Source organism: Marinomonas sargassi, from assembly GCF_025716875.1.
GTDB classification, from domain to species: domain Bacteria; phylum Pseudomonadota; class Gammaproteobacteria; order Pseudomonadales; family Marinomonadaceae; genus Marinomonas; species Marinomonas sargassi.
On sequence record NZ_JAOVZB010000001.1, the window covers coordinates 749990 to 763428 of the forward strand.

Below are 13439 nucleotides of genomic sequence, written 5' to 3' on the forward strand. Positions count from 1 at the left end.
GCTCTGCTCAGTTTATTTTTTTGACCTTGTGGTCAAACCGGAGCGCGATTATACATAACTCCTTCCGATATTCAATTTTTTGTTCAAAAAACAGTCAGAATATACGATTAGTCTATTTCGTTTGCCGCTTGAATACGCGCTAAGCGGTCTTGCTCTTCATTAAAGGCTTCTCGTATTTCTGTCATCACAGCGTCAACATCAGCCGCTTCTGTAGGCTCTTCAAATACACCCGTCAGTTCGGTGTCTGGTGTGAGTTTACCGTCTTCAAATAAGGCCCACATCTCTTTGGCGTACTGAGTTTCTAATAATTCAGGAGCAGACATACCATAATAGCTGCGCATATTGTTTACATCGCGCTCTAGCATCCACTGGGCATTATTATTCGACACAGCATCAACCACTTGCGGTAGGTCGATAATGACAGGGCCATAAGAGTCCACCAGCACATTGAATTCAGAGAGGTCACCATGCACCAAGCCTGCACACAGCATACGAGTGATGTCTTTGATAATGGCAGCGTGATCTTCTCTCGCTTGCTCTGGGGTCAACACTACATCGTTTAAACGAGACGCTACTTCGCCACTCTCTTCTGTGACTAACTCCATGAGCAGCACACCGTCAAAACAGCCATAGGGAGTAGGAACACGAACACCTGCATCAGCAAGCTTATATAAAGCATCTACTTCAGCGTTTTGCCATAGGTTCTCTTGCTCTTCTCGACCAAATTTCGAGCCTTTTTCCATTGCACGGGAGCGACGACTATTACGAACTTTACGCCCCTCTCGGTATTGTGAGGCTTGTTTAAAGCTACGCTTACGAGCTTCCTTATAGACTTTCGCACAACGTATTTCTGAGCCACAACGTACTACATACACTGTCGCTTCCTTTCCGCTCATCAACTGTCGAAGCACTTCATCAATTAAGCCTTCTTCCATTAATGGTGCGATTCTCTTTGGTATCTTCATAAATCTCTATTGTCGTATTGGTAAGCATTAAACCTATAGTAACAAGAATACACGAGGCCGTATTACTGGTTATCTTCTAGGGCGCTTTTTATTCGGCTTTTTCGCTGTCAGCCCTAATGCTTTCGCCCGCAATTCTTTTTTGGAGGGTGGGCGCTTTGGTTTCGTCGAGTCTTGCTGAGTTAAGTCAGGTTCAAAACCTGGCAACCACTGCAACATGGCACTTTCCTTCAATAGGGTTTCAATATCCGCCAATAAATAACGCTCTTTTTCCGTCACAAGACTAACGGCAACGCCAGATTCTCCCGCCCTTCCGGTCCTTCCTATACGATGTATATAGTCTTCTGCTTGGTAAGGAAGCTCATGGTTAATGACGTATTGTAGCTGGTCTATATCAATGCCTCGGGCAGCTACATCGGTGGCTACTAATGCACGTACCTTTCCAGCTTTAAAGTCAGCTAAGGCGCGATTACGCGCTCCTTGTGATTTATCTCCATGGATGGCTTGCGCTTTAATACCGTCTTTATTCATTTCTGAGGCGAGTTCATCTGCTCCTTGCTTAGTACGAGTGAACACCAGTACTTGGTGCCAGTTTTTCCAACCGATAAAATAGGAAACAAAACCACTTTTTTTGTGTTTATCGACAGAATAAAAACTTTGATCGACACTAGAAACCACGCTATTACGTTGATTCACTTCAATTAGCTCTGGCGCATTCAGTAGAGTTTTACTCAGTGTAAAAATATCATCATTGAAAGTTGCAGAGAAAAACAGCGTCTGACGGCTACTAGGTAGCTTCTTTAATATTCTTTTAATATCAACAATGAAGCCCATATCCAACATTCGGTCCGCTTCATCCAGAACCAAGGTTTGTAACGAACTGATATCAATTAACTCTTTCATCAAAAGCTCAAGTAAACGACCTGGCGTTGCCACCAAAATGTCACAACCTTGCTTGAGACTTTTAATTTGTACATTGAGACTAGCACCACCATAGGCCGCAACCGAACGAACATTCAATGACTGGCTATAGCGTTCAAAGCTTTCGTGAACCTGCAAAGCAAGCTCACGGGTTGGCGTCAGTACTAACGTTTGAATAACACTCTCTGGCTGTGTTTTCTTTCTCAGTAAGACGTTATGAATAAGAGGCAAAGCAAAGGCAGCTGTTTTACCTGTGCCTGTCTGAGCACCCGCCATCAGATCTTTCTTTTCAAGGATGATAGGAATCGCTTTTTCTTGGATAGGCGTTGGGGCTTGGTAACCTAAAGCATCAGTATTCTCTGTAATTTCAGGCAATAAACCCAGTTCTATAAAGTGCATTTTGTCTCTCATTAGTATTTAAGTTAAGAATTTATTCCCAACCTAAAAGTTTTGTTATGAATATTTAATAAATTGTCTTACTTTAGGCCTAGAGTACAAGTACAGTATGGGTAGGTAATAAACTGTATCAGCTCTTTTATTCTCGAAAGCCTATCTTCGTTTTTATTAAGGCTAACCCAACAAACTATACAAAGCTTCATTCATGACAATTAAACTCCGCTTTCTGATCGCTGTTGCCATTATCCTTATTTTGACAGGACTTTTCTCATGGTTGTCCATTAGGGTCGCCACAGAAGAAATAGTAACGAATTGGGTAAAGCTTTATGCTGAAAAACAGCTACATTACGATGAGGTACGTACTTTACTGCCTTTAACCCAAGAATTAGAGACAGCTAAAGAGTTTGCAAGCATAGAGGAAATTATAGCGTGGGCAAAGGCACCTAACGATAGTCATTTAAAAGAGCTCGCATTACAAAAAGCCGAAAATTTTCGCCATCGTTTTTCAGATAATTCCTTTTTCATCGCCTTGGTAAAAAACAACCAATATTATTACCGTGATGATAATAGACAAGACGCCTTAAAAGGCCCCCTTGCTTACACGCTCAATGCTAACAACGAACCTGACGCTTGGTTTTATAGCCTTATCAATAGCTCCTTAGACTTTTATATAAATATCAATCCAGATGAGAATTTAGGCGTTATTAAACTATGGTCTGATACCCTCATACGTGATGAGCAAGGAAAGCCCATAGCCATTGTAGGAAGCGGCTTAGACCTTACGCCATTTCTACAAGGTATCGTTGCCAAACAAGATATCAATTCGGCAATTACTTTCACTACATTGGAAGGTGCTATTCAGTTATACCAACAAGAAGAGCTGATTAATTATGCTGATATCACCAAGCAACAGGCTGAAAAAAAGCTTATTTTCCAATTGTTAGATGATGAAATATCAAAGAAGGAACTGCAACAGAGCTTCGACATTGCAAAAAACTCCCCGCACCTTGTTACAACAGCAATGGTAAAGAAAGATGGGGTTCGGCAATTAGCCAGTGTCCTTTACATTCCCGAAGTGAATTGGTTTCAAGTAAACTTTGTTGAAATAGATCGTTTTTTACCTTGGTCTAAATTTTCAGGCTTCTTAATCGTACTATTAGTCAGTTTAATTTTCGCACTTGTTACCGTCTATTTTTTGATCCAATTTATTATGATCAAACCATTAAATGAGTTAAAGCTTTCTATATTATCGCTAGAAGATCACACTCAACATATAGCAACACCTCATCGCTTTGCTAGCTCAGAAATTACAACGGTATTGCAACATTATAACCGTACTTCCCAGTCATTATTAGAGTACCAAAGTACCTTAGAAGAAGAGGTAAATGCTCGAACCGCAGAACTGAAAAAGATAGCCCAATTAGACTCTTTAACCCAACTGTATAATCGGCGCGGCTTTCAAGAGCAGGTTGTAAAATACCTAGACAACTGGCAAGAGAACCAGCAGGAATTCAGCTTAATTTATATAGACATGGATTATTTTAAAAAAATAAATGATACATATGGACACGCTATTGGAGACTCAGTATTAAAAAGCTTCGCTAACTATTTACAAAAAGTCGTTGCTGACAAAGGAGAGGTTGCAAGGTGGGGAGGGGATGAGTTTCTCATTATTACTAATGAAACAAACCATCAAGATCAAGGCTCTATATTAGAAAAGCTCAAACAAGACAATTATTCTTTAATGCTAAATGCGGGAGAACAAACACTAAAAATTCAGTTTAGTGTTGGTTACAGTGATGTCTTAGAAAATGATTCTTTTGAAAGTATCATCCACCGAGCAGACAATAAGATGTATGAGGCTAAACACCATCATAGATAAAAAGAGTCTGTGCTTAAGATATTAAATTTCACAGACTCTTTTACATTTCTCTAGTTTAAGGAGTTCTTACGACCAAGGCGAATTGCGGTATACACCGAAAATGCGGTCAAAACTAAGAAGAACAAAACAATTGGTCTATCGTACAAGAAAGACCATGAGCTCTCGTACAACATCAAGGATTTACGTAAATTCGTTTCAGCCATTGGTCCTAAGATCATACCGATCAAGATAGGGGACAATGGGATTTTAAACTTAATAAGCGTAAAGCCTAATAGCCCAAAGAAAACCGCAACACCAATGTCGAACATTGAGTTATTGATCGCATAAGCACCAATAATCGATAAGAACATAATAATAGGGATCATTAATATTCTTGGGATTTCGATGATTTTACAGAAGAAGCGAATCCCAATTAGCCCCACCAACAGCATCACGATATTGGCAACCAACATGGAACTGAAGATACCGTAAACCAAATCAGGACTATAGGTGAATAGAAGAGGGCCCGGGCTTAGCCCTTGAATCACTAAAGCACCTAGCAATACCGCCGTTACCGCATCTCCGGGAACACCTAGCGTCAATAAAGGCACTAGGGCACCACCAGTTACACCATTGTTACCCGCTTCAGCTGCACTTAGCCCTTTAATAGAACCCTTGCCAAACTCTTCAGGTGTTTTTGACGCTCTCTTCGCTTCGTTGTAACAAACAAAGGAGGAAATGTCGGCACCTGCACCTGGAATACTACCAATCACCGTACCCAAAACACCGCTTTTCACAGCGGTTGGGGTAATCTCTTTGAGATCTTTTCTGCTCAATATTTTTAGGCTAAAACGGCGTAATGTGTGCTTTTTATCGCTAACAATATCTTCTAATTGTGAAAGCGCTTCTGACAAAGCAAACAAGCCAATCAAAACAGGAATGATGCTAATACCACTGTGTAAATCCAAAATATCAAAGGTAAAACGAGGAACACTATTAATAGGATCTAAGCCTATGGTGGAGACAAGCAAGCCAATCATGCCCGCCATCAAACCCTTTAGAATGTTATTCCCTGAGATACTGGAAATAATGGTGAGACCAAATAAAGCCAGAGCAAAATACTCAGGTGCATTAAAGCGTAATGCAAAGCTTGCCAAGATAGGTGCAAATGCAATCAGTAGAACGGTACTGATCATACCACCAGCAAAAGACGACACCGCAGAAATACTTAGCGCTCGTGCTGCTTGGCCATTTTTCGTTAGGGTATAGCCATCTAAAACACTGGCTGCCGATGCAGGAGTGCCGGGGGTATTCAATAAAATAGCCGCAATTGAGCCACCGTAAATGCCCCCAATATAGACACCAATTAACATAACCAGAGCGGGAGTTGAGTCCATGCCAAAGGTAAAGGGGAGTAGTATCGCTACTCCCATAGTGGCAGTTAAACCCGGCATAGCACCTAGAATAATGCCGCCAACGACACCAAATAACAGCACGGGAAAGACATCAAAACTCAGCGCGGTAAGCAGCCCATTTAATAAATGTTCAATCATAATTTAACCTGTTATGGTTCCTTCAGGGAGAACCACATAAAACACATTGGTAAAGACGTAATAGACAACCGAGGTGAACACTAACGCCGTGACGTAATACCAAACATTCTTGCTTCGAAAAAAGAACAAATAGACAAGAAAAGCCAGTAAAGTTGAGATCAGATAACCAAATAGATAAATGGCTACTGCATAAGAAACAATGAATACAGCACCGAACAGAGAGTACTTGTTAAATCCAGCCCCTTGATTTGATTGCACTTTCCCTTTCAAACACTCACCAACAATCAGCGCCAAACAAATAATAATTTGCAAAACCGCAACGGCATTTGGAAAGAATGACGAGCTAATACTCGAGTCCTGATACAAGGGTGTTGGAAATTGGCTGGTTAGAAACAGCACAATAACACTCAGTATGATCATTACTATGGGAACAAAGAGGTTTTTTACCTTCATATTTATCGCCTAAATCACAAAAACCGCCGCTTTTAAAAGAGCATGAGAGTAGCTCAGCTCTTCCTTAAGCGACGGTTCCTGATGGTCATTACATTACTTAATCAAAACACCTAGGTTTTTCGTATCTGTTGCAACAAATTCAGTGAACTCTTTTTCATCTAAGTTATGAATTGTCATAGCACCTTTCTGCATGAAGTTTTTAAAGTCTTCAGAAGACATGATGCGATCGAAAGCTTTACCTAATGTACTGATGATAGCGTCTGGAGTGTCTTTTGGAGCACCAATTCCGCGCCAAGTACCTGTCGATACATCAACACCTTGCTCTTTTAGAGTCGGTGTATCAGGAAGGAAAGCGATACGCTCTTCAGACATAATACCCAAGGCTTTTAACTGACCCGCTCTAATTTGAGAAAGTGCTTCACCCGGAGTCACCATAGTGACTTGAGTATGGCCGCCCAATACAGAAGGGATAGCTTCTGACGCACCATTGTAAGGAATCGCATTAAGCTTGATTCCCTGATCTTTCTCTAGCGCCATCAAGTAGAAGTTTGGCTTAGCTGTAGACGCAAACTTAAGACCGCCGTCACGTTTTTTCGCTTCAGCAATTAAATCGTTAATATTATTGAATGGGCTGTCTTTGCTTACTAACACAACCGCTGGGTCAAGATTGACCATACGAATTAATTTAAAGTCTTCAGCATCGTGTTGCATCAAGCCCATCTGAGGCAAAGACGCGATTTCACGTGTGACAACAGTAAGAGTGTAGCCATCTGGCTTTTGTTGAGCACCAAAGCTCATACCAACTGCACCTGATCCGCCAGTACGGTTCATAACAATCATGTTACGGCCTAGCTCATCTTTAGCTGCATCGGCAATCGCACGACCAACAGAGTCTGTACCACCACCTGGGCTAAATGGCACAACCAGACGGATAGTTTTTGCAGGGTAATCAGCGGCAGAAACACCAGCAACGAAAGTGAATGCAGCAGCAATTAGCGTACTTTTAAGGATACTTTTCATACGGTTACCTTTATTTTTGTTTTTTATGACGTTTTCATTCGTGAGTACTAAGCGCTCTTTACCACTATGTTGGGCGTTAAAGCACTTAATGACTCCCCCCTTTCCCGATTGGCAACATGACGCATAAAGCGCTGCACGACACCTACAAAGAAAACGAATGATAAAATGAAATCTTCTCTTTAATGCTGTTTTTATCATATAAAAAACAGCATTAAGTGGAGATAATATAGTATATTTTTCGAAGAAAGGTATTAGCTATAAGTCTAATACCATTATAAAGAGGAGGAAGGGATGGGGGGATTAGCCTTTATACTGCTTCTGCAAACCCATTAGAAAGTTACGTAAGATTTGATCCTTACATTCGCAATATTGGCGGCTACCGGGTTTACGGAAGAAAGAGCTCAATTCATGCTTACTCAAATTAAACTCTGCTAGCTTCATCAACACCAATATATTTTCAGATTGCAGGTTTAAGGCGATTCTCAGCTTCATGAAAATAGCGTTATTTGTCAGACGCTTTTCAGGTTCTGGTTGAGCACCTTCGCGCTTTCCACGCTTAACATTGATAAAACCATTAAGAAAACTCGCCAACTCAATGTCTTGCATTTCTACATAACCTGTACTGTCTTCTTTTTTTAGCCACTCACTAACCTGTTGCTGACTCACAACACTGTCAGCAGCAGCAAAGATGTCGACAATAGCCAACTCTTTCAGGTCAAAGGTGTAACGTAAACGGCGTAGAACATCATTATTATTCAAAATAGTTTTCCATAGTTAAAAAGGACATTTTAGGTAATGCGGTAGCACCTATTATTACAACCACTGGTTTTCAATCACTTCATAGTGTCGTACGAAGGTATCTGGCTCTAATAAATAAAAATCATCTTCAGGGTAAAGTTTAGCCACACTGATATTTTCACCAGAAAACGCCACGATCACATCATAATTAATCCAATAGGTCACTAAAGTCACTTCCGACATGCCGTCTGGTAATTCCCTTTGAAAGATTTGTGCTCCTTTAAAGCCTGCTGTGCCCGAGGTGTCTTTAACGCCTGTTTGGTACAAATAATCAATAAAGCCTTGCACATGTTGTTTTGGACAACGGGCTTTCCATTCTCGTGCGATCATTTATTTATCCTTATGCGATCCATTACTGGGAGGTTTACCCTTTATAGCCTAGCGCTTTTTGATTTGTCTGCCGTGATAGATGGCAAAACCTTGCTCCCTCAATAGGCGAGTATGACCACCTAAGGAAGCATCAATAATAGGCGGGTAACGTAAGAAGTCATTGGCTACAACAAACAGCTCTCCATTTAAGGTAAGGTGCTGTTTTACCGACATAAAGAAGCTTTCTGGAACACTGTAGTCTGTGCTAATGCCGGTATGGAAGGGCGGGTTAGTCACCACATAGTTAAAGCGGCCTTTCACATTCGTCAAACCATTAGACGCAACCAAAGTCAGAGCATCACTTGCCTGATTAGCCGCAAAAGTCAGCTCCGTTGCTTTTAACGCCAAAGCACTGTCGTCTAAGGCCGTAATGCGAGCACCTGTTTTGTTGTACAACCACAGCGCAATAATGCCGTCGCCACAACCAAAATCGAGTATTCGAGCATGGCTAACATCACTCATGAACCTGTGCTCATTCAGCTGATTGAGTAATAGGTTCGTACCTTTGTCCAGCTTACCGTGACCAAATACGCCGGGCAGGCTACATAGGGTAATGGTTTGTCCAGCCACTTCTTGCTGCCATGTGGTGACCCAGTCTTCAAAAACAAAAGGTTTAGCTGAGCCTCTTTTATAGCCAGTGTAGAGTAAGCAATGTTTCGCGCTATCCACTTTGCCGACATCATCAAGGTGAGTGGTTAGGCGCTTCATCGAAGACTTAACACCACTCTTGTTATCACCAACTAACCAGACCTGACCATTCTCTTTTAATAGAGGTAATGTCGCAGCCAATAAATAGTCGAGTAATTCTTTGGCTTTGGGCTGGTAAATAACAACGACATCGAACTCTGCACCATCTTCAATCGTCCATTGAGCAGTTAGTCGAAGTTTCTCTTCGTTAAACCCTGCTGCAGTTAATGCATCCGCACAGGTCTTAGATTGACACCAAGCATAAACATCCGCCTGTGAGCTAACCTCTTTCGGGTAAACGTCTTCTGGGTTAGCGAACAGGACTTTCCCCGTTAGCTCATCGGCATTACGGATTAATAATTGACTGGTAGAATTAAGGCTCATAATGGATGTCTAGCTCTTTATTAGTAAGGGTTACAGTGTTTGTTAATAGTGCATTTAATGGTGCAATATCTAAGTCGGGTTGAACTCTTGGATAACGGGGTGATTGCCTATCATTTAGCGTTGTTTGGTGCCAACCTTGAGTCAAATCAAGGAAGTCTTGGGCAAAGGTTTCCCCATGCTCTAGGCAGCCAGATAAAATGACATCCAGATAGCTTAGTACAATCGGATTGTTGGCATTAGGTGACACGACTTTATCTGTGTAATACACCCAGTATGTCCCTTCTGGAAGTGGAGTATCTTGATATTTTGCTAACTGATCAGAGCGAACCTCGCCTCTGTGGTAGCCTTTTTCTCTTTCATCAAAAAGGGGAAGTTGTTCGTAAGGCACCTCAATCAAGACACCATTACAGCTCTTTTCGGGAGCCTTAACAACGGCAACAGAGCTCATACCATAGCACTCGCTGATTAACGCCCAATGACGCTCAAATCCATGTAACTTCACAGGCCAAACCTGACCTGTCTCGCCGGTTTTAGCTCGACTTTCAGAACTAATAAGGCTGCCATAACCCAAAATAAAGTGTCTACTCTGTGTGCTCATTGCGTAGTCCAAAAAATAGTGCGGTCCGAAAATAGTGATGCCTAAATGAAGGAGAAGAGAAATCAAGTCCAATTGCGCGGCATAATAGCCTTTCGATCATGCCAGTACTAGCAAAGACCCTAAAAGTATCCCTGTAAAAGATATAAACAGCCTCTATTGGTCAATAACACAAGCAAACGACTTAGCTTGCAAATAATGGCCTGCTTGATAACGAGCATAAGAAGGGTAAGGACACAGAGGGCGAGTCAATCCAACCATTCGCTCAGTCAGTTCAGGGTTGTCGGCTCTGGCAGCCGCCACTACTGCATAAGGCGCCTGCTTTCTTTCTACCCAAGAAATTAAAGGGCTTAGCATGTCAAACTGGTCAGCCGATGTGCCTCCCTGACCGTGAGGCATTCCCGGCACTGGATATAAGCGAACAAAGTCCTTGGCTCCACCAGCAAGATTAAAATCTAGGTAGTCATACCAGCGTATTGTGTCCTTAACAGAAAAAACAGGGTCACTATTGCCATGAAAAACTATCATTTTTCCGCCGTTTTTGTGGAATTCTGTGAGGGATGGTTTTGCCGCATCTGGTGGTGACATAGCTTCCATTGCAGAATAGTGGAAGCGTGAGCTTTTTCGGTAAATTCTTGGTGTATCTTTATCAAAGTCAAAATCTAAAAGATATTCTTCTAAGGAAACTAGGTCATGGTCAAGTTTAGGGGAAGGTGAGGTGTAAAGGTGCGCTAGAGCCGTTGAGCCAAGTACCAAACCAAAAGGCTTTTCATACCATTCTGATATCTCACTTTCTATTTTCCACTGGCGCCAATTTTTCGAGCGTATCCCTGTGTCGTAAAGCCAATCCGTATATAAAACTTGCCCTTTGGAGTTACGAGGGCCTTGGTGCATTTTAGTCAGCGCGGAAATCTTATCTTGGGATAAACAATAGCGGTCAAAATCACCGGAACAGGCCAAGGCTTGAAGATTAAAAGCTTGTTGGCAGGCCGTTGTAGCAAAAATTAAGTCGTCGCTCATACCATCTAACGCATCACACTGATTTAATACGCTGCGTGCCACAAGCGCTAAGTCCCGCTCGCTTAAAGACTGACGAACATCCTTGTTTACTTGTTTCAAAGCTTGAACGTCCCAAGCATGTTGTAAAGCCGCTTTAGGGGCATTAAAACCAGGAGAACCGACTAAGAAACCGTCGAACATAATCGGATAACGAGATGCCATGACCATAGCCACTCGACCGCCATCAGATTGGCCAATACCGTAAGAGTGCTTAATCAGGGTTTGGTAGTAGCGCTGGATAATTAAACGCGCCACAGGGTTCACTTTTTCAACATAACGATAGGCGTGATCAAGTCGAGCTTCTGGATCAGCAGAAAACAACTCGCTGCCAAATAGTTTACCTGACTTTTGGGCATAATAGCCGCCATTACTAGAGACAACAGCAAAACCTTGATTGATCGCATATTGATAAGGCTGGAGACCTGTCACAGCGCCTAATGCAGGCTTTACTTCACCATACCGGCTTTCATTAAATTGATAGGCGTAACGCCCTTGCCAAAAGTTAGGTAAGCGTATTTCAAATTGAATGGAGTAAAAATATTTGTCTTCACTAGTACGTTGCGCCATGGTCCCTTTTACAAAGCAATAAGGGCTTCTTACGTCCTTATCAGCACCACGCATTTCGGTGGTGATTTCAACGTCTTCTGGCACACCTGCGGGCAATAGCCGACAATCGAATGCTTGAGCACTAGCGAAGTTCGCCCCAAGAGCGAGAATAAAACAGGTTAATACTATGAGCGAAGAGGAAAGGGCTTTCATTTACATCATCCTATTACGAGCATCACTCCAAATTTAAAGGAGAAATGACGCTTAAACTGCCTTGTCGTAGAGGCTCAAATAAATAGATACAAAATAGCGAATATTGCCGTAAATAGAAAGCTTAACTCAGTGCATTGATAGGAGAAATGAGTAACAGCTCTTTGATAGATCACTCAAAAAGCTGCTTTCAGGAAAATGGCAGTTAGTTGCTAACCATCGAGAAGTGATCAAATCGGCCTGTTGCTTCAGAATAAGCACCAAAGATCACCACACTTTCACTAGAGCCAGAATTAAATGACACAGCCACTTGTTTCCAAGGAGAAGGTTCCGCATCGGCATCAACCGGAACATAATCTGCAAGTTTGGTCGTGCCGTTAATCACCACACCTACTTGGCCCTTGCCTTTAATCCATGCGGTTAATGTGTAGTTGGTGTCTTCTTCTACCAAAACAACTTGTTCCATTTTGGCGCCAGCGCCTTCTAGTTTTGCCGAACGACTTCCATCGTAGGGCTCACCTGATATAGCAGAAGGATCTGTATCTTCCCAACCCGCCCAGCGATCCTCAAAACTTGGGTTTTCAATGGTCACACCCTCGGCATAAAGCGCTGAGGTAGCAAGGCCGCATAAGGCTGTCGTGCCAATCACTTTCAATATATTTTTCATCTTATTTTCCCGTATTATCTTTATTTTATGGGTATTAAAGCGCCTAAATCTTCACTAAAATGAAGCGCGCTGAAGGCTAAGGAAGGTACAATTAACCTCGCTCAAATATATTATTGTATGATCAAAAATTCAACAGCTTCATACCTCTAAAACCTCACCCCTAAAGATTCCTAAGGTCTTTTATGGATTACAGCTTACTCAATATCGCCTTACTTATTGGTACAGGGTTTATTGCTGGAATTATCAATACTCTCGCAGGCGGTGGATCGAACCTTACCTTACCCGCATTAATGGTGATGGGAATGCCCGCAGATGTTGCTAATGCGACCAATCGCGTGGGAGTGTTTTTACAGGGAATTTCCGCTTCATTGGGGTTCAAGAAAGCAGGCAAGCTTGATACAAACGATATTTTACCTGTCATGATACCGTCGTTAATCGGAGGCTTAGTGGGTGCTTTTGCTGCCAGCTATGCTCCCGAAGTATGGCTCAAACCATTGCTTTTAGGCGCAATGATTTGCATGACCTTAATTATGATCTTTCGTCCTAGCCTTATTGTTCCACCGGAGGGAACACAGCCTTTCAAGATCAAAGAAAAGCCAAGTGCATGGCTGACGCTATTTTTCGCAGGTGTATATGGTGGCTTTGTACAAGCTGGGGTTGGCTTTATTCTCATTGCCGCGCTAGCGGGCACTTTGCGCTACGACCTAGTTCGTACTAATGCTCTTAAGATGATCTGTACTATGGGCTTTACCGCATTAGCATTAGGCGTTTTTATTTGGAACGATCAAGTATTGTGGCTTCCCGGATTAATCCTTGCCTGTGGCACCATATCGGGCTCTTATATTGCGGTAAAACTGGCGATAAAAGCCCAACCAAAGCACCTCAAATGGTTTCTTTTTATTATGACAGTATGCGGAAGCATAGCGGCACTAAGCAGCACATGACTATGTGCTAGGAG

At 42.2% G+C, this 13439-nt stretch carries 13 protein-coding genes; 2 read left to right on the forward strand and 11 right to left on the reverse strand.

Annotated elements, in window-relative coordinates:
* Window positions 1-107: 107 nt before the first annotated feature.
* Together OFY17_RS03635 and OFY17_RS03640 are read right to left on the reverse strand one after the other, a co-directional pair.
* Window positions 108-965 (reverse strand): PA4780 family RIO1-like protein kinase, encoded by an 858-nt coding sequence (locus OFY17_RS03635; RefSeq protein WP_263529340.1) that lies wholly within the window; start codon window positions 963-965, stop codon window positions 108-110.
* 69 nt (window positions 966-1034) lie between these two features.
* On the reverse strand, window positions 1035-2282 hold the full coding sequence (locus tag OFY17_RS03640) for a DEAD/DEAH box helicase (protein ID WP_263529341.1): 1248 nt from the start codon (window positions 2280-2282) through the stop codon (window positions 1035-1037).
* Between the two features lie 202 nt (window positions 2283-2484).
* Between OFY17_RS03640 and OFY17_RS03645 the strand changes: the two genes are divergently transcribed.
* Entirely contained in the window at window positions 2485-4161 is a 1677-nt protein-coding gene (locus OFY17_RS03645) for a GGDEF domain-containing protein (RefSeq protein ID WP_263529342.1), read from the forward strand.
* A gap of 50 nt (window positions 4162-4211) precedes the next feature.
* Here the strand turns inward: OFY17_RS03645 and OFY17_RS03650 are convergent, their stop codons facing one another.
* The 9 genes from OFY17_RS03650 to OFY17_RS03690 form a co-directional block, all read right to left on the reverse strand.
* Window positions 4212-5693, reverse strand: coding sequence for a tripartite tricarboxylate transporter permease (locus OFY17_RS03650; RefSeq protein ID WP_263529343.1), 1482 nt, complete (start codon window positions 5691-5693; stop codon window positions 4212-4214).
* A 3-nt stretch (window positions 5694-5696) separates the two neighbouring features.
* A complete protein-coding gene (locus tag OFY17_RS03655; protein ID WP_263529344.1) occupies window positions 5697-6146 on the reverse strand; it encodes a tripartite tricarboxylate transporter TctB family protein in 450 nt (149 codons plus the stop codon).
* A 93-nt stretch (window positions 6147-6239) separates the two neighbouring features.
* On the reverse strand, window positions 6240-7166 hold the full coding sequence (locus OFY17_RS03660) for a tripartite tricarboxylate transporter substrate binding protein (protein ID WP_263529345.1): 927 nt from the start codon (window positions 7164-7166) through the stop codon (window positions 6240-6242).
* A 300-nt stretch (window positions 7167-7466) separates the two neighbouring features.
* The gene (locus OFY17_RS03665) at window positions 7467-7925 is read right to left on the reverse strand and encodes a YehS family protein (RefSeq protein ID WP_263529346.1); all 459 of its coding nucleotides are present in this window, start codon (window positions 7923-7925) and stop codon (window positions 7467-7469) included.
* Between the two features lie 54 nt (window positions 7926-7979).
* The gene (locus OFY17_RS03670; RefSeq protein ID WP_263529347.1) at window positions 7980-8294 is read right to left on the reverse strand and encodes an antibiotic biosynthesis monooxygenase; all 315 of its coding nucleotides are present in this window, start codon (window positions 8292-8294) and stop codon (window positions 7980-7982) included.
* Between the two features lie 48 nt (window positions 8295-8342).
* A complete protein-coding gene (locus OFY17_RS03675; RefSeq protein WP_263529348.1) occupies window positions 8343-9404 on the reverse strand; it encodes a class I SAM-dependent methyltransferase in 1062 nt (353 codons plus the stop codon).
* A complete protein-coding gene (locus OFY17_RS03680; RefSeq protein ID WP_263529349.1) occupies window positions 9394-10002 on the reverse strand; it encodes a gamma-glutamylcyclotransferase family protein in 609 nt (202 codons plus the stop codon). Before OFY17_RS03680 ends, OFY17_RS03675 begins: the two co-directional genes overlap by 11 nt.
* Window positions 10003-10155: 153 nt before the next feature.
* Window positions 10156-11817, reverse strand: coding sequence for a tannase/feruloyl esterase family alpha/beta hydrolase (locus OFY17_RS03685; RefSeq protein ID WP_263529350.1), 1662 nt, complete (start codon window positions 11815-11817; stop codon window positions 10156-10158).
* Window positions 11818-12019: 202 nt separating this feature from the next.
* Window positions 12020-12481 (reverse strand): carbohydrate binding domain-containing protein, encoded by a 462-nt coding sequence (locus OFY17_RS03690; protein WP_263529351.1) that lies wholly within the window; start codon window positions 12479-12481, stop codon window positions 12020-12022.
* A gap of 182 nt (window positions 12482-12663) precedes the next feature.
* On the opposite strand from OFY17_RS03690, the gene OFY17_RS03695 reads away from it, so the two are divergent.
* Entirely contained in the window at window positions 12664-13425 is a 762-nt protein-coding gene (locus tag OFY17_RS03695; RefSeq protein ID WP_263529352.1) for a sulfite exporter TauE/SafE family protein, read from the forward strand.
* Window positions 13426-13439 lie beyond the last annotated feature (14 nt).